Origin of the sequence: Pseudoalteromonas luteoviolacea NCIMB 1942, from assembly GCF_001625595.1 — a bacterium.
Taxonomy (GTDB): domain Bacteria; phylum Pseudomonadota; class Gammaproteobacteria; order Enterobacterales; family Alteromonadaceae; genus Pseudoalteromonas; species Pseudoalteromonas luteoviolacea_A.
Window position 1 is genome coordinate 57,542 of sequence record NZ_AUXT01000124.1, and the last position, 19,823, is coordinate 77,364.

Annotated in this window: 12 protein-coding genes and 7 tRNA genes; 15 read left to right on the top strand and 4 right to left on the bottom strand. The window is 43.2% G+C overall.

Going from position 1 to position 19,823, the window contains the following annotated elements:
- The first annotated feature begins 2 nt into the window (after positions 1 to 2).
- The 7 genes from N482_RS06945 to N482_RS06975 all read left to right on the top strand — a co-directional run bounded on the left by N482_RS06945 (position 3) and on the right by N482_RS06975 (position 730).
- A tRNA-Asp gene (locus N482_RS06945) sits at positions 3 to 79 on the top strand.
- 26 nt (positions 80 to 105) lie between these two features.
- Positions 106 to 182: transfer RNA gene (locus tag N482_RS06950), tRNA-Asp, on the top strand.
- Between the two features lie 28 nt (positions 183 to 210).
- Positions 211 to 287, top strand: a tRNA-Asp gene (locus N482_RS06955).
- A 29-nt stretch (positions 288 to 316) separates the two neighbouring features.
- Positions 317 to 393, top strand: a tRNA-Asp gene (locus N482_RS06960).
- A gap of 49 nt (positions 394 to 442) precedes the next feature.
- Positions 443 to 519: transfer RNA gene (locus N482_RS06965), tRNA-Asp, on the top strand.
- A gap of 23 nt (positions 520 to 542) precedes the next feature.
- A tRNA-Asp gene (locus tag N482_RS06970) sits at positions 543 to 619 on the top strand.
- Positions 620 to 653: 34 nt separating this feature from the next.
- A tRNA-Asp gene (locus N482_RS06975) sits at positions 654 to 730 on the top strand.
- 265 nt (positions 731 to 995) lie between these two features.
- Here the strand turns inward: N482_RS06975 and N482_RS06980 are convergent.
- From N482_RS06980 to N482_RS06990, 3 genes are all read right to left on the bottom strand, one after another.
- Complete coding sequence (locus N482_RS06980; protein WP_063376354.1) at positions 996 to 2,726, bottom strand: HEAT repeat domain-containing protein; 1,731 nt, start codon at positions 2,724 to 2,726, stop codon at positions 996 to 998.
- An 11-nt stretch (positions 2,727 to 2,737) separates the two neighbouring features.
- Complete coding sequence (locus N482_RS06985; protein WP_155730529.1) at positions 2,738 to 4,681, bottom strand: hypothetical protein; 1,944 nt, start codon at positions 4,679 to 4,681, stop codon at positions 2,738 to 2,740.
- 174 nt (positions 4,682 to 4,855) lie between these two features.
- Positions 4,856 to 6,937 (bottom strand): winged helix-turn-helix domain-containing protein, encoded by a 2,082-nt coding sequence (locus N482_RS06990; RefSeq protein WP_081227810.1) that lies wholly within the window; start codon positions 6,935 to 6,937, stop codon positions 4,856 to 4,858.
- 173 nt (positions 6,938 to 7,110) lie between these two features.
- On the opposite strand from N482_RS06990, the gene N482_RS06995 reads away from it, so the two are divergent.
- The 4 genes from N482_RS06995 (at position 7,111) to N482_RS07010 (ending at position 12,117) form a co-directional block, all read left to right on the top strand.
- A complete protein-coding gene (locus N482_RS06995) occupies positions 7,111 to 9,360 on the top strand; it encodes a DUF5916 domain-containing protein (protein WP_155730530.1) in 2,250 nt (749 codons plus the stop codon).
- A 92-nt stretch (positions 9,361 to 9,452) separates the two neighbouring features.
- The gene (locus N482_RS07000) at positions 9,453 to 10,352 is read left to right on the top strand and encodes an SMP-30/gluconolactonase/LRE family protein (RefSeq protein ID WP_063376356.1); all 900 of its coding nucleotides are present in this window, start codon (positions 9,453 to 9,455) and stop codon (positions 10,350 to 10,352) included.
- 95 nt (positions 10,353 to 10,447) lie between these two features.
- Positions 10,448 to 11,032, top strand: a complete 585-nt coding sequence (locus tag N482_RS07005; protein ID WP_063376357.1) for an ATP-binding cassette domain-containing protein — start codon at positions 10,448 to 10,450, stop codon at positions 11,030 to 11,032.
- Between the two features lie 8 nt (positions 11,033 to 11,040).
- Entirely contained in the window at positions 11,041 to 12,117 is a 1,077-nt protein-coding gene (locus tag N482_RS07010) for a DUF6136 family protein (protein ID WP_063376358.1), read from the top strand.
- 169 nt (positions 12,118 to 12,286) lie between these two features.
- Here the strand turns inward: N482_RS07010 and fadE are convergent, their stop codons facing one another.
- Positions 12,287 to 14,695 carry an acyl-CoA dehydrogenase FadE gene (fadE, locus tag N482_RS07015; protein ID WP_419555011.1) on the bottom strand — a complete coding sequence of 803 codons (2,409 nt, stop codon included), beginning with the start codon at positions 14,693 to 14,695 and terminating at the stop codon, positions 12,287 to 12,289.
- Positions 14,696 to 14,983: 288 nt separating this feature from the next.
- Here fadE and N482_RS26080 point away from each other — a divergent pair, with 288 nt between their 5' ends.
- From N482_RS26080 to N482_RS07035, 4 genes are all read left to right on the top strand, one after another.
- Complete coding sequence (locus tag N482_RS26080; RefSeq protein WP_419555012.1) at positions 14,984 to 15,229, top strand: DUF6419 family natural product biosynthesis protein; 246 nt, start codon at positions 14,984 to 14,986, stop codon at positions 15,227 to 15,229.
- A gap of 59 nt (positions 15,230 to 15,288) precedes the next feature.
- Positions 15,289 to 16,419, top strand: a complete 1,131-nt coding sequence (locus N482_RS07025; RefSeq protein WP_063376361.1) for a 4-phosphoerythronate dehydrogenase — start codon at positions 15,289 to 15,291, stop codon at positions 16,417 to 16,419.
- Positions 16,420 to 16,421: 2 nt separating this feature from the next.
- Positions 16,422 to 17,438 carry an aspartate-semialdehyde dehydrogenase gene (locus N482_RS07030; RefSeq protein ID WP_063376362.1) on the top strand — a complete coding sequence of 339 codons (1,017 nt, stop codon included), beginning with the start codon at positions 16,422 to 16,424 and terminating at the stop codon, positions 17,436 to 17,438.
- Between the two features lie 270 nt (positions 17,439 to 17,708).
- A partial coding sequence (locus N482_RS07035) for a FimV/HubP family polar landmark protein (protein ID WP_331245812.1) occupies positions 17,709 to 19,823 on the top strand: 2,115 nt, incomplete at its 3' end.

Sequence of the window (19,823 nt, forward strand, 5' to 3'; positions counted from 1 at the left end):
GCGGAGTGGTAGTTCAGTTGGTTAGAATACCGGCCTGTCACGCCGGGGGTCGCGGGTTCGAGTCCCGTCCACTCCGCCATTTTATTTTGTATTGCGATGTAAGCTGGAGTGGTAGTTCAGTTGGTTAGAATACCGGCCTGTCACGCCGGGGGTCGCGGGTTCGAGTCCCGTCCACTCCGCCAACCGCTTACATATGTGCATTGCTTCTTTGGAGTGGTAGTTCAGTTGGTTAGAATACCGGCCTGTCACGCCGGGGGTCGCGGGTTCGAGTCCCGTCCACTCCGCCATTTATTAAAAGAAGCAAGCTAAATCACTTGGAGTGGTAGTTCAGTTGGTTAGAATACCGGCCTGTCACGCCGGGGGTCGCGGGTTCGAGTCCCGTCCACTCCGCCATTTGGCTTTTTAGTGTTTTAGCAAAAAAATATGACAATACGCTTACTGCGGAGTGGTAGTTCAGTTGGTTAGAATACCGGCCTGTCACGCCGGGGGTCGCGGGTTCGAGTCCCGTCCACTCCGCCATTTAGCGTAAAAGATATCTCTGCGGAGTGGTAGTTCAGTTGGTTAGAATACCGGCCTGTCACGCCGGGGGTCGCGGGTTCGAGTCCCGTCCACTCCGCCATTTGATATCTTAAAGAACATATGCATACCACTGCGGAGTGGTAGTTCAGTTGGTTAGAATACCGGCCTGTCACGCCGGGGGTCGCGGGTTCGAGTCCCGTCCACTCCGCCATTTCATAAAGCTTTACTTCCCCTATTAGATAAAATTTTCTTTATATTCCTGTATTCGTTATGCTTCTCTGGCAATGATATTATCTATTGATTCATTAATACCTATTTTTAAAGTTCATTTAGCCTGTAAAAATGATGGCGTAGCTTGCCTCAAACACAATGATTGCATTGCTATTTAAGCGCTCGTATAAAAACTCTATGTGCGAAGTGTATGACTGTTTAACTAGTATTAAAGAGAAGGGGCTGTAATGCCCCTAGATAGGCTATCAATTGCCGTGAATGGCTTGCATAAGCGCTCTGAGGACCAGCTGATCGCGCTCTTGTTTGAGAAGGGGTTTAAGTTTTTCTACTACGTCTTTATGACTGCTACCTTGTTTGGCGACTGCGTTGATTGCTGCGACACGGACTTCATTTCCTTGTTTCCTTTGTGCAAACTTTAGAACCTCATCCACTTGAGACTCACTGAGCGGATTGTTACCCATAGCTGAAAGCAAAGCCTGCTTAGCTTTGTTATCTGTTTCTACTTTTAACGACTTTTCTATGTACCCAAGACTGATAGCATTGGGCATCTTCCCAAGTGCTTGTGCTGCTGTAGCGCGCAAGGTGGCATTGCCATTGTCTAAAAACTTGGAAATGCCTTCCTGATGTGTTGAGTCGGCGCTATTGCCCAGCGCATTTAACAGTGAGGCTTGTTTGTGTATATCTCGTGTGGTGACAAGCCTATCAGCTAATGATTCTGTGAGCTGATTTGCAAACTCGCTACCTGCTTGGTTTTTAGCGATGATACCCATTACCATTAAAGCTGTACGGGCTAATTTAGTATCGGTGTTAGTTAACTCATCACTATCAATATGGTTATAAAGCTGCTCAATGAGTGTTGGTGAAAGAGGCTGCTTCGCATATTTCAGTGCCATTAAGCTGCGGAAGCGCTGATTTTTATCAAGCTCAGTATCTAAATAAAGTGCGCCTAAGAGCTGTTGAGCATATACAGAATCACTTTTACCAATCATCAATAATAGTCGGCTTAGCTGTTTATCTTCAAAAGCCTGTTGCTTGATCAATGCATGCAATGACGATAGGTAGATCTGGTTGTCATACAGCAATTGCAATAGCTCTGCACTCGACAAAGCTCGTAGATCTTTATTACGCAGCAAATTAGTGAAAATTTCAGCACTCCCCAAGGGGACTGGCAACGGCTTCGGGTAGACACTACTTTCTGAAAGAAGAGGCCATTTAAGCGGGTCCATTGGCAGTGTCATCAAGGGGATGTCAGCTGAAATAGGCAGAGCTTTTGTGGCAAACTTAATCGACTGAACGACATCGATTCGAATGTCACCCTTATCACTTTCTACTCGGGTATTGTTGTAACCATTTAACTTTTCTACCCAACATGTAGATGTGGTGAAAATAAATGAGTCCTGTTTGATTTCAGGCTTTTTGAAAGCAAATAATTGCGTACCCTGAGTCGTCATTGTGTACTGAAGTTTATGTTTTTGAATTGAATTGTCAGCAAGCCTTTGGTACTGAATTTTATAGCGACCTAAATTATCACTTTCTTCGATAATTTTTGGGCTTTGTAGGTCATACTTTTTCAGATGCTCAATATGAAATTGCTGATAAATTGCGATTAGTTTTTGTTCATCTTCAGGCTTTAGCTTAGCCGCAAAATGATATGCGAGTATATCCCCAGATTGCGCTGCGATTTTCATTGCAAAAGGTACGCTGTAGTAGCGCGCTTGTATGTCTGTATTGTCTAACTTTAATTTAGCGGAAGAAAGCTGCAAACCTAGCCAGTAATACTTATCGCTTTGCTTGAGTGGGCGAAAAACCAATTGCCCAGATACGGACAAGCGGTTTTGGCTTGGTGTGTTTAGTGTTGTCATTTTGGTATTTGCAAGCGTCGTAAAATCGCCCCAGCGCGCACAATCTTGGCTGGCACTGACACTGCCAAATGGCAACGTCAGTGTGCAAAGTAGTAATGATGTAACCCGGTTCATACTTTACTCAATTAAAATTTGAAGCTATCGCTGTAGTCCAGCATCTGCCACGTTTTATTATACAACGCGCCAGTGTCATACAGTGTTTTGGTCGCAGTTTTTGTTGGGAATGAACAGCAGAACTCATAGCCTGGATACTTCACCCATAAATATAATTCACCTTCAATTGCCTTCATATGATTGCTGATGTCAATGCCATAGCTAATTTCAGAATCTGTAATTGCTTTGCTGATGTCAGTATATGCGGTAGCCGACAGCGTTTCAGAAATGATGAGGAAGTCGATACCAATCCCACCGCTGGCGATTAACAGGTCGATGCCTGCTGTTGCATAGGCGTCAAGGCTTGCCGTTAGTACATCACCACCGATGCTAAAGCGTTGCTCGGCATACTTTAACTCGCTGCCGACACCAACTTCACCTTTTACACCCGCCGAGACGCTGACTGGTACAATTGCAATGGTAAAGGTTGCAGAGAATAGCTTTTGTTCTTCACTCCAATCATGGGTATAGCTCTCATCAAGTGCAGTAACGGAGTCTGAGTCTGCGATCAGAGAGTTGCCAAGAAAAGAAACACCCATCGCATAGCTCAGCGTTCCATTTGCCCCGTCAGCAATGCCACTTGCACCAGCAGAAAATAGGTTTACGCTATCGTCGAACATATACAGGTCAAAACCACCCCCTGTGGATGCCCATGCATAACCGCCATCTGTGGCCTTTAAAATAATAAGTGATAAGAAACTTGGCACAACGGCCACTTTAGATTTATCACCATAGGTGTTACTAAACAAATCTAGTAGTACGAATTGCTCATCTGTTTGCTGAGATATCGTTAAGCTCAAGTCTTGTGTTGGGCCACTAGAAAGTGCGTTACGGACAGCTCTATTCGCTTGGTTACTGTCAGGCAACTCAGGTAAATTATGTTTTGCTAATAGCTCATCACTTGGGGTCGTGTCTTGATATAGGCTATAAGGGACATCGATTGTCTGTGTGTTATTACTGGTATTGGCTTCATCAAACTCAGACGTATCATGTAAAGTAAAGCGCAACTGTATGGTGTTTTCACTTGAATTTGGGTCGAATGCCTGTTGGATTTTATGTATCAAGGCGCCGTTTATAGCAATGTCATAGGGGAAATAGTGGCTTTGCTCGAATTGCGAGAATGAGATATTCATTTTCTCTGCGTAGTGGCCTTGGCCTTCTTGCCAAAAGTGCGCAGTATAAGCTTGATCGTCTACAATCACCTCAACTGTGACCTCAGCTTCGTTTGCGCTACTACCGAATTTGCTGGCGTCTATGTGTCCGATGATATCGGAGCGCTTTTGACTTGGTTGGCCCTCAGAGGTTGTTTCTCTTTGACCAATATCAGGGAACATCGCGAAGCCGTCGCCAACAACCACTTTATCTAGTACAAAGTCATGGTAATGGGAGGCGTCAATCGTGACTGAAGCATAAGTTGTCAGATCGCCGCCATCATGACCTCGTGAGCGGTTATCTGTCAGGTCAGCTTCGTCAGGAATAATTTTTGCGCTGTCCACATATGCAGCAATTAAAAACTCGCCACTGGGCATTTCCTCATTAGGAAACATCAAAGTAGTTGATAAGTTTTGTACACCAGGCTGTAACTGCTCAATGTAATGAGTACCCAAGTTAAAGCCCTCTGGCTGATCTTCGGTTTCTAATTGTGCGACCTTTTCTTTTGGAATGGCCATAAAGGTAACACCGATATGTTGAGTGTCTAGCTGGATTGTTTCAATGGAAAAATCCAGAGAAATGGGCTGGCCGGGCTGGTATAAGGCTTGCTCTGGCGTTGTAATTTCAACTAAAGCTACATTGGGTACTTGTGTTACTTCAGTGGAAGGGGTTGGCGTGACAACTTCAACATGTCTTTCACTGCCATCGAAGCAAGCAGTTAGTAGCAAGGGCATAGCTAGTCCCAAATACTTAGAGCGCATCATATAAATTTCACTATTTTTTGTTATGTCAGGCGCTTTTTATCATCAAAAAGTGTAATGATTGTGGAGCTGAGAAAATAGGTTGGATAGTTGCGTGTGTGAGTATCGGATTTGATGCGTTTCGATATGGTAAAACCAGGGCATTATTGCATGTCACTGGCCTTACTTTGCTAAAGGTTATTTTGTCAGGTTAGTTTGCGGTTTGATCAGCTTGATATCAGACTCGACAGATTCCATTTTGGCAACTAGGAGTGCACCATCTGGTGCAATGTCATAATGCCAAATTAGTGGTTCTTTTTTAATATTGGTGACCTTATAAGGCGCGTTTAACGATATTTTCCAAATCAAATCGGTTTTTGACCACGCTGATTGCCAAAATAACTCACCATTTTTGAGTCTTGGATTCTTGATGACATTTAGTGCCTCTTGAGGGAGTTTGGCTAACACCTGTTTTTGCTCTTCAAAATTTATCAATGAGGTCGCGCGATATAAGGTACCGTCTTTGATCACTATCCAACTTTTGTCTTCAGTGTGGTAAATAATAAAGTCCGATTCAAAATTGGTTTTGCTGAGCAAGTGACCGTCTAAATCGAATGTATTAACAGACATACCATCGGTTGACCATACTGTGTGATTAGTACGCCAACCGAATTGTTTCAAGGGCTTTTGATGCTGGCTATGGAAATTCGTTAGCACATCCGCGCGGTCATACAACACCAAAAAGCGATCTCGATTAGCAAGGATCTTACTCAGCATAGGATCCCAAGTTAGGAAATCTACATACTCATGCCCCTTGTGAAAGGAGAGTTGTTTAACTTCATTACCTGAGTGTAGGTAGATTTCGCAATAACCTGTTCTACGAGACATAAATACTGTCTCGCCTAACTTATTCGTCACAGGTAGATAGTCGATACTTGAGCTTGAAAATATAGGTAAGTTATATTCATCGCGAATATTTACCTGCCAACTTTCGGCAGCGGTATAAACGTCACCGGAATTATCAACGGATAGACTGGTAAATATCCCTTGTGTTGTGGCAAACACGGGGTAAGTCTGTCCGTTTCTGTATTTGCCAATAAGATTGTGGTGTGCACTACCATCATTGCTGATAATACTCTGTTGAGCGGGATCGAAATTAAATAACCATACGGGAAATGCCCAAGCCATATGGACTTTGCCGTCCAAAGAAACCAATCTTGAATGAAACTTTGCGTCAACAATCAGGTAGTAGATTTTTCCTTCCCAAGCGCGCACAGCACCTATGTAACTTTCTTCAGGTTCTTTAGGCAGTGGTAGCTTTATGAGTTGGTTGTGCTTGTGACGATACAAATAGGCTTTCTTACCATGTTTCTCAGTAATTGTGAGCACTAACTCATTCGCTGATTTCCAGGAGGGCGGAGTGATAAAATGGCAGGGTATCGGATCACTACTATGTAAAATTTCAGCGCGACTATTACCAATGTGTAAGATACACGCATCTTTTTTATATTGCCAAAATGCCAATTTTTCTTCATAGGGGTGCCATGTTGGATGTGCAATGCGTGTGTCAAAAGTCTTTTTAAATCGTTTTTTACCCGATTTATCAGTAATTTCTAAAGTGTTAAATTTTTCTACGTAAGCCAGTAAGTCATGGTCTTGATGTGCTGCAATATTAAATTCGACGCCAAGATCATAGGTAATGTCATGCCTTTCGTAGCTAGGGGGGGAGACTTGCGCGGGCGTTGTTGAGAAAAATGCGATAGCGCTAAAACATGCTCCCGTTGTAAACAGTAGTGTCCAGCAGTGTTTTAGCAATTTGTTTTTTAAATGGGTATGAAGTGGTGCTACTAAGTCTGGTAAATTCGCTTTTTCACACTGATTATCATAGTTGGGGGTGAATGTACTACGTTGTGAGTCACTACTTATCTCCGGTAAAAACAGATAGCCCTTTTTAGGTACTGTTTTTATATAGTTTGGACTGCGAGCATTATCTTTTAATTCTTTACGTAGCTTGGTCAATAGTTGGTAGAGACTATTAGCTTCGACGATGGTGTTTGGCCAAAGTGTGTCATTGAGCTTTTCCCTACTTATTACTTGGCCTTGTTGGGTGAGAAAAATAGTCAATAGCCGCGCAACTTGGGGCTCAAGTTTGGTGGCAGAGTGCGTCTCACAATTCCAAAGTTCATCCTTCTCGCAGTCAAAACGCCAGTGTAGAAAGTAAAAACGAATTGGAGTTTCTTTTGGCACGTGATTTGAGAGTTTTGGTAGAGAGTTACTCACGAGGGCCTCCTGCCAAGTTTGTTATCAATATAGGTTCACCTAAAGGTAACTGGCTTCAGGATAAAGTCAATCTTATTCAGCTTTATCAAATCATTCTTCAGATAAAAATAAGCTTTTTCATTCAATATTTTTGCTTAAGTAACAACATTATATGATTTTTTTGGAGTATAGATTTGAGCGGGTTGAAACGAGGGGTATTTACCTTAGGGTTGGTGTTTGGCGTGCCGTTAAGTTACGCCCAAGGAGTGCAAGTTGATGGTAAGTTGGATGAGTTAGCATGGCAATCGGCAGCTGATTTCTTGACCTTTTTTCAAGTGGTGCCAGCAACGCATACTGCGCATAAAAATAAGGTGACGGCAAAAGTATTGGCTACCGAAGAGGGTATATACATTGGCATAATCAACTACCAGCCTGAAAACCAGAGGAAAAAGCAGTTTAACCTCCAAGATGGGTTTATGCAGGGGGAGTTTAACCGTATTTATCTTGATTTCTCGGGCGATGGTAGCAGTGCGTACTTGTTTGCAACAACGTTAGGGGGAGGAAAGCAAGATGCGGTTGTGACGCCACAGCGTACGACCGATATGGATTGGGACGGTGATTGGGAAAGCGCATTTGACGAGCAACCGCTGTATTGGTCGAATGAAGTGTTTGTTCCGTGGCACAGTGTTTCGTTTTCTTCAAAAGTTAATGCTGATGGCTTCTCAACTATCGGCGTTGGGATTCAACTATATGATTTAAAATCTAATAATATTTTTGCAAACCAAAAACAGACCATTGGCAACAGTGATTTTTTCTTAAACATGCCAAAAATTGAGGTGTCCGTTCCTCAGCAGAGTCAGCTTAATTTTGTACCATATGTGAGTTATCAGCGTCATTTTGAACCGCGTCAAAATAAAAATCATGAGGCCGATGTGGGGTTTGATCTGTTTTATAAACCAGCGCATCACCAAACCTTGTCATTTTCAGTGAACCCAGACTTTGCGCAAGTGGACAGCGATGATGTTGATGTTAACTACTCAGCTGTGGAAACGTTGCGTACAGATAAGCGGCCGTTTTTTACGCAAGATATTAGTGTGTTTAGTATTGGTGCGCTGCAAGACACAAAGTTAATCCATACCCGCCGAATTGGGGCTGGTAGCGATGACAAGAGCGAGTTGATCACGCCAATTGATGGGGCGGTTAGATTTGTACACCAAGGGAAAAGTGCACAATGGGGCGCATTTGCGGTAAAAGAAAATAGCTTGGATAGTGGTGCAGGGAAAGACTTTTATGCAGGGCGATTTAGTTATCGTTCAGCCAGATGGCAATCGGGTATATTAGCGACCCATGTGGAACGCCCGTGGCTCAAGCGCAATGCGCAAAGCGTAGCTTGGGACAGCCAATATCAGGATGACAAATGGTCGATGCAGAGTGCGCTATTATTTAGCCAAGTGGATCATGAAACTCGGCAATCGGGTAACGGTATATCATTAAATGTTGGCTATCAATTTACCCCAAATACTCAACTTGAAGGACAATTTTTGCGTCTAAACGATGGCTTTGAAAATCGAGATATGGGCTATATGAAGCGCAATGATTGGCAGTATTCAAAGCTGTCTTACAGTCATGCAGTCAATGTGGGGAATAACTGGTTAACTCGAATAAAACACTCATTAGACCTTAGCTATGAAGCCAATTCGCGAGGATTAAAACTACCCGCAAGACAAGGCTACAAAGCACAACTGATGCTTAATAATGGCGCACAGTGGAGTGTTCATTTAGATCAAGTACGCTCTGGTTGGCAGGACAATATTGGTGCGAATAGTGCGCCTTTCTTTCAGCCCAGCGCGTTTGAAACTCGTGTACTGTATCAGAGCCCCTATACTGGAGAGTTTAGTTGGGCTGCCAGTGTTGAATTAGATCAGGAAGGTTTAAGTGGGGATGCACTACAGTTAGCGCTAGATATGACTTGGATGCCTCACGCTAACTGGAATATAAAGTTTAATAACTATTTTCGAGACGGGGACGGCTGGTTGGTGGCAAGCCAAAGAAATCAGTTGTCCGAATACGATAGAACGATCTTTATCAATACATTAGAAGCAAGTGCCCTCATTACAGAGAATTTAGAGTTTTCGAGTACATTTCAATGGTCAGTGCTTGAGGCCAAGAGCAAGGATGTCTATGACATAGTCGCAGACGGACTGCATAGGCAAACAAACACAGATACAAGCTTTGAAGACACCCGCATGATGTCTCAGTTTAAGTTGCGCTATCGTATGGGTGCATATTCAGATGTGTACTTGGTTTATCGGCGCGGTGGCGAACAACTAAATATGTTGGATAAAACTCAAGTGGGACACAAGTCATGGTTGGAGAGTGTAAAAGACAATTGGACCAAGCCAATTGAAAACAGCGTGATATTTAAAGTGCGATATTTATTTTAGTGGTTATATGATACATCTTAGTGGTGTGAAGAATTCTCAATTCACAAGTGCTGGTAGGCGCTGCATACTGAAACTTTTAACAGGGAGCGAACATGAAACAGACTATCAGCACTGCATTATTCGCAGTGGTTTTTTTATCGAGTTGCCAGCTAATTGGCCTCTCAGGGGCTGATTTTTACAAAACACAAGATTGGGTAGAGGATGGCGTATTCACTGAAGGCGTCGAAGGACCAGTAGTTGATAAAAACGGCGTGCTATATGCGGTTAACTTCGCCAAGCAAGGCACGATTGGCAAAGTAACTGCAAAAGGGTCTGCGAGTCTATTTGTGCAACTGCCAAAGGGGAGTATTGGCAATGGGCTACGCTTTGATAATGCGGGAAATATGTATGTTGCAGACTATATGGGACATAACATTTTACGTATTACGCAAGATAAACAGGTCTCCGTGTTTGCTCATGTACCTGCGATGAATCAGCCCAATGACCTTGCTATAAGCGACGATGGGACGTTATTTGCGAGTGACCCTAACTGGCAAGAGGGTAATGGGCAGCTCTGGCGTATTGATAAAAATGGCAATGTTTTACGTTTAAAAGCGGGTATGGGTACTACGAATGGCATTGAAGTTAGTCCAAATAATACGGTGTTGTACGTCAACGAAAGTGTGCAAAAGCGTATTTGGGCATTTCCAATTAAGCATAATGGCGAAATCGGTGAGCCATCGTTATTTTATCAATTTGACAACCATGGTCTTGATGGCATGCGCACTGATGTGCATGGCAACCTTTATGTTGCGCGCTATGGCGCGGGTGAAGTTGCTATCATCTCTCCAAATGGAGAATTGCTAAGGGTTGTAAAACTTAAAGGGCAATACCCAACCAATATTGCTTTTGGGGGCGAACATGGTCAGCAAGTCTTTGTCACTATGCAAAAACGCGGTGCCATCGAAACGTTTATGACTGAATTTGCAGGGCGTGCTTTTAAATCGCACTAATAGTGCGCTTTCGTTATGTTTCGAAACATTTTTTAGTTTCCTTATTTAGGTCCTCGTTTGTTAGTATCATTGAAAACAATGATACTCGAGGGCTTATGATAAGCATTCAAAATCTGACCAAAGTGTTTTTGCTCGAACCTGTATTTGATAATTATAGCGCTGAATTTGGGGCGCAAAGAGTGTGTATTGAGGCTGCCAATGGCCTTGGCAAAAGCACCCTATTTACATTAATTGCGGGGATAGACCGAGCTTATCACGGCAAGATTTTATTAGATGGCAAAATGCACAAAGAGCCACAAAGGGTTGTTGCACTTGCGTCTGATGCGATTTCATTTCCTGACTTTTTAACTGCACAGCAAGTATTGGGGATGACGATGAAAAGTTGGCGTTGTTCGATGCCAGATGAGCTTATCTCGATATTACAGTTTTCTTCTTTTTTAAATACCCGCATTTGCGCGCTCTCGTCGGGCAACTTAAAAAAACTCCAACTAATCAATGCCATCATGAGAAATACGCCGTATTTAATATTGGATGAGCCCAGCGCGGCACTAGATATCGGCAGTGTTGATAAACTCGTAGAGTATCTAAGCACCACTTCTAACCAAATTCTAATAAGCTGTCATGATCCCGATATTTTTATGCAGATTGGTTTTGAGCGTCAGCCTTTGTTTACCGATTAGGAAAGCCAATGCTGCATTATTACCAATATCGTCTACGAGCATTTAAGGTTGAGTTGCAGGAGCTTAGAAAGCAACTAGAACAATTTACACTGCTCGTTAGTGCAATGTTTTTTATTTATCTGCCCAGTCTTGTTATGGCTATATTCTTTGGGTTAGGGAAGTTAGTCGAAAGTGACTCTGTGCGTTTGACTTTAGAAGTGTCCTTTGGCTTTTTGCTGATGCAAAGCCTACTAATAGAAACCGTAAAAAGCGCAATTCTTGATAGTGCTCGGCGTACATTCCACCATACTTTGCTGTCTAACCGTGTGCACAAGTTCATCGCGGACAACAGCTTACTATTAATGTGTCACCTCTTGTTCATAGCGGCCTTCATCATGGCTGCTTCTATGGGGTGGGCAAAGCTATTACAGGCACCACAACTACTTTTGTTTATGGCTTCACAGTTTATACTGGCAGTGGTCCAATTATATCGGCCTCATGCCACTATTTTAACTTTGTGTGTTGCACTCGGATTGGTGTTTGTCTGTAACTCGGTAGCAATGTATTTTATTTCCGTTTTGACGGTAATGACCGTTGGAGCATTTATCAATCCAAGACTAATTGACTTTAAGGTTAGAGCTATATCGGCCAATGGCTTCTGGTTACAACTGGTCATAGAAAAACCTTGGATGATATTGTGGCGGTTGGGGATGAGTACTTTAACCTATTGGTGCACACAGATCATTGTCACTGAACGTCCAGACTTGGCAGATTACTACAGTCTCATGGCATTACTTTTTAATTTACTTTGGTGGAGCAGTTTGCTGCTAGAGACCAATAAACAGATCGCAATACATCGGGGTTTTTGGCAAAGCCTTGCAATGCTTGAAGTGATGCAACGAAGCCAAAACCTTGTGGTGATGCTGTGTACTACGGTGGCCTGGCTAATAGGTGTTGCACTGTTTGGAGTAAGTGTTTTCGGGCTTATAATTCTACTTGTAACGCCCTTGATGATGTTGACCATTGTAAAGCGGCCAAAGAGCTTGGCTTTGGTATGGGCGACATTGGTAATTGCCATTATGTTGAGTAAAGTACTGTTTGGGTAATACAGTTGAAGGCGCTGTGTGCCAGTGGAGAGCCCGTGAGCTTCATGAGAGATAAACCCAAGTTTTTGGTCAACAGATGTTGTCAACATCTGTTAGTTTGCTCTTGTGTTAGTTGCTATATGCGTAAAAAAGGCCGCGATAGCGGCCTTTTGATTATCAACACTTTAAATTATGCAGCATTCACATTGCTATCTACAACGCGCGCTTTACCGGCCAATAAATCAGCTGGGTCAAAATCATCAACGTTTATAACAGCTAGGCGTTTCGCTTCAACAGCTGCCAATGTATCCGCTTCCTGCTGAGTTAAGATGCCACTTTCAAGCCCCATTTGAGCCACTTTATCAAGTTGCATAAACGGGAGCTTTTGGCCTTTAGCACGACAAACTTTGTCAAAAATTGGCTCAACAGCGAGGATATCTTTCAACGTTTGCTCTTGCTTGCCGATTAAGTTTAATGGCTCGTCAGTTGTATAAATATAGCTTGCTAGACGCTCACGTGACTCATTCGGTGTTTGTAGGAGCTTAGCGATATCATGTTCCATTTCATCCGTCGGCTTACGTACTGGGCGACCAAACGGGAACAGCATCAGCTTTAGTGTAGCGCGAAGCGCCATTGAAGGCATATTGTTGATCAGGTCAGCAAGCGCTCTTTGACACAGGTATAAATGTTCCTGACAAGCCCATTTCACAAGTGGTAGATCTTCTTTGCGGCGACCTTCATCGTTATAGCGCTTTAAGGTTGCAGAGACCAAGTACAGGTAGCTCAGTAAATCGCCCAAACGAGCAGAAATACGCTCTTTACGCTTCAGCGAGCCTCCAAATACGGCCATGCAAATATCAGACATCAGTGCTAGAGAAGCACTAAAACGTGCAGCATTGCGATAGTAGTCCGCTGTATCGTCATTGAATGGTACCTTACTAAAACGGCCACCTGTGATCGCCAACCATTTGGTACGTACAAGGTTAGAAATAGTAAAGCCAATGTGGCCCATTAGTGCTTTATCAAAGCTATCTAGTGCTTCTTGCTTGTCTTTGATTTTACATGCGTTTAATTCAGCAAGCACAAATGGATGACAGCGAATCGCGCCTTGGCCGTAAATAATCATATTTCGAGTAAGGATGTTCGCACCTTCTACCGTGATTGCAATAGGGGCACCTTGATAGCCGCGGCCTAAATAGTTATTTGGGCCAAGACAGATGCCTTTACCACCATGAATATCCATAGCGTGAATAGTTGATGCGCGCATTTGTTCAGTTAAGTGGTACTTCAAAATTGCCGAAATAACAGAAGGCTTTTCACCAGCGTCGACTGCTCCGGTAGACATGCTCAGTGCAGCATCACTGCTGTATGCGTAACCGCCAAGTTTAGATAGCGCTTCTTCAATCCCTTCCATTTTACCAATTGGTAATTTGAACTGACGACGAATACGGCTGTACGCACCACTAGCAAGGGCAAGAGTCTTGATCCCACCAGTCGAATTTGAAGGAAGTGTGATCACGCGGCCAACTGACAAACATTCGACCAGCATACGCCAACCTTGTCCGGCCATTTTAGGCCCACCGATGATGAAGTCTAACGGAACGAATACGTCTTGCCCACGAGTTGGTCCATTTTGAAATGGCACGTTTAATGGGAAATGACGGCGGCCAATCTCAACACCTGGTGTCGATGTGGGGATTAGTGCGCAAGTGATACCGATATCTTGTTTATCTCCAAGTAAACCATCAGGGTCCTGCATTTTAAATGCAAGGCCGAGTACAGTCGATACCGGTGCTAGCGTGATATAACGTTTGTTCCAAGTTAGGCGGATACCTAGTGTTTCTTTACCTTCCCACTCGCCTTTGCAAACAACGCCAAAGTCTGGAATTGATGACGCATCAGAACCCGCTTCTGGCGAGGTCAATGCAAAACAAGGGATCTCATCGCCTACAGCAAGACGCGGTAAATAATGGTCCTTTTGCTCTTCAGTACCGTAGTGTTGCAGTAACTCACCAGGGCCTAGAGAGTTAGGTACACCTACGATTGAAGAGAGCAGAGTAGATTTACTCGTTAGTTTTTGAAGCACGCATGATTGTGCGTATGCTGAAAACTCAAGACCACCATATTGCTTTTTGATGATCATCGCAAAGAACTTGTTATCTTTTAGATACTGCCAAACCTCTTGAGGTAAGTCGGTAAGTTCATGGGTTGCTTCCCAGTCATCCAACATGGCACAAACTTCTTCTACTGGACCATTTAAAAAAGCTTGTTCTTCAGCTGTTAATCTTGGTTTTGGAAATTGATGTAGCTTATTCCAGTTTGGGTTACCACAGAATAAGTCGGCTTCCCACCAAGTCGTGCCAGCATCAATCGCTGACTTTTCAGTCTCGGACATGGTAGGCGTCACTTTTTTAAATGCTTTAAAAAGCGGCGCTACGACATACTGCTGACGAATATTTGTTACAGAAAAAGGCACCGCAATGGCTAAAAAGATAAGCCAAGACAAAGCACCAAAGGCATCGGCAAATGTACCAACGACAAGCGTAGCTGCTGCAACACCAAGGCAGGTATTCCAGCTAGCGCGATGATAACAGGCAATGCTAACCAGGGCTATCAAGGCGAGGATGAATAAAAGTGTCATGTTGTTCTTCCTTATTAGAGGTCTGACCACATGGTTAGGCTAGCTTGTCTGACCAGTTATTTCAAGCAAAAAAGCCCGCTATTGTTCATTTTAGAAGCCAGTTTTTTACCTTGCCAACTACACCAATTACTTAAAAATTGTTCAATTGCTAATTTTGTAAACTTATCTATATTACAAAAAAGTCCTAAGGAGGGGATGCTTATGCTTTTGGGTAATATATGTATCATAGTGGTTTCATTCGTGGCGATGTTGCTGAATGTTGAAACTTATGAGTATGCAGTTTTTATTAATTTTTTCAGTAGTATAGCCTGCGCCTGTTATGCATATATCGGTGCGCAACACGTCGCTTTTTTTCTCGCTTGGTGCAATGTGCAAGCCTTTGTTTTCAGCCCGATCATCAATGTCTCGGAGCAGCCAAGTGTCAAACTTCTCGTTTTGTTTTTACTGTGCCTAATGTTTATTGCTCTGGGAATTGGTGCGAGGCGAAACTAGGGTCTTGTCGCGAGCTGAGTTACAATGGAGCTTAGTGCAAAGTGTAGGAATGATGTTAAATGAAGATCTTGGCTGATCAAAATATGCCGTTGGTGGAAGAGTTTTTCTCAAGTTTGGGCGAGGTTGAACGTTTTGATGGACGCTCGGTTACGTCTGAGCAGGTGAAAGATGCAGATGTTTTACTTACTCGCTCTATAACTCAAGTGAATGAAAATTTATTGTCACATGCGCATAAAATAAAGTTTGTCGGAACCGCCACGATTGGCGTTGATCATATAGATCAGAGTTACTTAAGTGAACGTGGCATCGCTTTTTCAAGTGCGCCGGGGTGTAATGCAATTGCTGTCGCAGAGTATGTAATTAGCGCCTTATATGCATACAGCCAAGATCGTAATGTGGAGCTGCGTGGTAAAAAGCTGGCTGTTGTCGGCGTAGGCAATATAGGTAGGTGTTTAGCGCAAAAACTGAAATTCAGTGGTATTGAGCTGATTTTGTGTGATCCAGTTCGTGCGCAAGAGGGGACGCTTGATGAACATGTTGATATTGATTCAGCATTAGCGCAAGCAGATTTTGTTACATTTCATGTTCCACTTGTGAAAGCCGGAGAGCATCAAACTAAGCACTTATTAAATGAGCAAAGAATCAAAGGTTTGAAGCCTAGCATGCTGGTTATTAATGCAAGTCGCGGCGACGTAATTGACAATCAAGCCCTGCTGCAAGCTAAGCTGTCAGGTCAAAAACTCGAACTGATATTGGATGTTTGGGAAAATGAGCCGGCTATTTTAACTGAGCTAATGGCTGAGTGTTTGTACACGTCGGTGCATATTGCAGGGCATACCTTGGAGGGCAAAGCAAGGGGGACGAAAATGCTGTATGAGGCGCTTTGTAAAACCATAAATAAGTCACCAACCAAGCGACTTGAGGCATTTTTACCTATACCTGTAGTAAGTCAATGTCATCTAAGTGAAACACTTGATGAAACAGATTATGGTCGTATTATACATATGATCTATGATATTCGTCGCGATAATGGTTTAATGCGAACGAATTTAGAAAGCCAAGGGTTTGATGTACTACGCAAGCAATACCCAGTAAGAAGAGAATTTTCTACACTGAGTATATCAGCACCATACGCACACCAATCAAAGCTACAACGGTTAGGCTTTCGTATAGAACAGAATGAGGAATAAGCATGTCGCAAAAATTTAATGTCGCGGTACTTGGCGCAACAGGCCTAGTTGGTAAGCAAATTATTGAAACGCTTGCGGAAAGAAAATTTCCAGTTGATAGGCTTTTTCCATTGGCAAGTAGCCGAAGTGCTGGAGAAGAAATTGACTTCATGGGTGAGAAAGTCACCGTACTAGATGTTGAAGAGTTCGACTTTTCTGAGGCTCACATAGGCCTATTTTCTGCAGGAGGCAGTGTATCTGAAAAGTATGCTCCTATCGCAGCAGAGGCTGGTTGCGTGGTCATTGATAATACATCGCACTTCAGATATGACTACGATATCCCATTAGTTGTACCTGAAGTTAATGCAACAAGCTTAGCGGATTTTAGAAACCGCAATATCATTGCCAATCCAAATTGTTCAACAATTCAAATGATGGTTGCTTTAAAACCCATTTATGACGCCTATGGAATTGACCGAATCAATGTTTCGACGTATCAAGCTGTATCGGGTGCGGGCAAAGAAGCTGTCGATGAGTTGGCAAAGCAAACAGCCAACTTGATGAATGCAAGACCAATGGAAAATGACGTATTTCCAAAGCAAATCGCGTTTAACGTGATCCCTCAAATTGATGTATTTCAAGACAATGGCTACACCAAAGAAGAAATGAAAATGGTGTGGGAAACGCAGAAAATCTTAGGTGATAGCAGTGTGATGGTAAATCCAACAGCTGTGCGCGTACCTGTCTTCTTCGGTCATGCAGAAGCGATTCATTTAGAAACGCGTATGCCTTTTGATTTGGAGCATGTAAAGCAGCTACTTAATGATGCGCCTGGCATTGAGTTGATTGAAGATGAGCAAGACTATCCAACACCGGTTGGCGATGCCAGTGGAAATGATACCGTTTATGTTGGTCGTTTGAGAGCTGATATATCACACCCAATGGGTTTAAATTTATGGGTTGTTTCTGATAATACGCGTAAAGGTGCAGCAACGAACAGTGTTCAAATTGCGGAAGAATTAATCGCAAATTACCTTTAGTATAAGCGTGGGGTGAAAATGATATGGCAGCATTTTGCCCCACATTCTTGTTAATTCATTTCTATTTAGCACCTTCCTGATTTATAAAACATTTTCAATTTCATACTAAAGCATTACCCTAGTGTTAAGATTCAATACGTTGGCAATGGATATTCCCTTACAACTGGTTTATAGTTTGCAATTGGAACAGAGCTTGCAAAAAGCAAAGATGAGCAAATTTTTTATTCGCTTACTGGTTGAGTAAGTGGTCACCTGAAACAAAGGAACAGCATGCGCGGTTTAGCCTTATTTTGTATCCTAGCATTGGCTTTCATAACATCTCCCGTTCACACTCAAGAAGGTACGGTGTTGAAAGGTCCAAAAGGCGTAGATTATGGGCTGGAAGGCCGATCAGTCGGACCTATCAGATCTTCCGACACATTGTGGCGAATAGCGCAAAAAATCAGACCTGATGACTCGGTATCTGTTTATCAAGTTATGAAGGCTTTATATGATAAAAACCCTAATGCGTTTTTAGATCAAAACCTCAACCATATGCGCGATGGCGCGTATTTAAGTATTCCTACCTTGGCGGAGATCCGTCGTGTAAATGCATCAATAGCAAAGCAAAAATCTGATCAAGACGATGTGCTTTGGGAACGTAAGAAAAATGGCACATTAAACCAAGCTGATATTGAGGCTGCGAAAAAGCGCGTAACGCAAGCTCGTAAGGTCGACGTTGAGTTGGCGCAACAGGAACTGACCAACCAACTTAGAAATCTGAGGATGGAGCAAGACTCTAAGCTGCTTGAACTTCAGAATGAGTTTAAGTCTTCTGTTCGTAATGTTGAAGAGATTTTAGAAGAAAATAATGAACTGAGAAAACAGCTAGGTGACATCTCAGATGAATTACAAAATGTTCGAGAACAGCTTGGCAAAGACAGCGAAATCCAGCAACAGCTAAAAGTAGTGATTGATATGCAGAGTGAGATGATTGCTCAGCAAGAAGCACAACAGATGGCACAAGAGGAAGCTGGCTTTGGTAAGGCTTTGTCCAACCCATTGGTTATTGCTTTATTGGCAACCATTCCTGCGTTACTCGTGATCGGTGGCTTAGTGTTGTTTAAGCGCAAGCGTAAACAAGCGATTGAGACAGCCAGTGAAGATGATGACTTCCTACCGCAAGCTCCGGCTGCTGCAGCAGCCGCAACAGCCGCGACAGCTGCTGTTGACCCACTTGATTTGGATATGCCGGGTGCAGATGAAATATCGCCATTAGATGAAGGCGTGCAGCTTGATGATGACATTCTACCTGAAGATGACGATATTGTTTTTGATTCGCTAGAAGAAGACGAAGAAGGTTTTGAAAATGGCAGTAGCACGCTGGATCAAGATGAATTAGATAGTTTGCTAAATGACGATATCGTATTTGATGATGAGTCTGATGCCACCGAAAGCGCTGATGACTTGGATGATTTCTTGCAGCAAAGCTTTGACGAAGCGGACGACGCACTCGATGATGAAGTCACATTGGATGTTGATGACAGCGCTTCTGATGGAGACGATATTCTCAGTGCAGATGACATAGATGATTTGTTTAATGAAGTCGGTGACGAACAAGATGATACTTTGGATGTGAGTGATGATGCGCTTGCTGCACTCAGCGAAGAGTTAGCGGACGAGTCAGACACACAAACGGACTCCAGCGGCGATGAGTTAGATTTAGACGATATAGACAGTTTAATTGATGAAGCTGGAGATGTTTCACAGAGTGAGGCAGCAGATAATGTTGTTGATACGGATAGTATTTTAAGTGCTGATGACATTGATGACCTACTTGATGGAGCTTTGGACGAGGACGTGCAAAGTGATACTGATGATTCACTAGAACTTGGTGATATCGATGATTTAGTTGATAACGCCGCTGAAGAGTCGGTTAGTGATGAGCAGCAAGATATTGATAACTTGCTCGCGCAAGCCGAGCAAACAGAAGAAATCGCTGCTGAAGATGATATTGATGCACTGGTTGCTGAAGCTGGTGGAGACGTCCTCGAAGAGAATGCGCAACAAGACGAACAGTCCTTGAGTGAAGAGCAAGAGTCAACCGAACTTGATGATATTGACGCGCTACTTGCTGAAGCAAGCGAGGAACTACCAAATTCAAATGTTGAACCCTATATTTCGGAAAATGGACTAGATGAAGCGCTTGATGGTGAGGTGTTACTTGAAGAGCCAGAAGCTACGCCAGAAAGTGAAGAACTCGGCGAAGAGCTTGATGAAGATAGCTTGGACGACATTGATGACTTACTTGCAGATGTAGGCGATGAAGACGCGTTACTTGAAGAACCAGAAATTGCACCTGAAAGTGAAGAACTCGGAGAAGCGCTTGATGAAGATAGTTTGGGC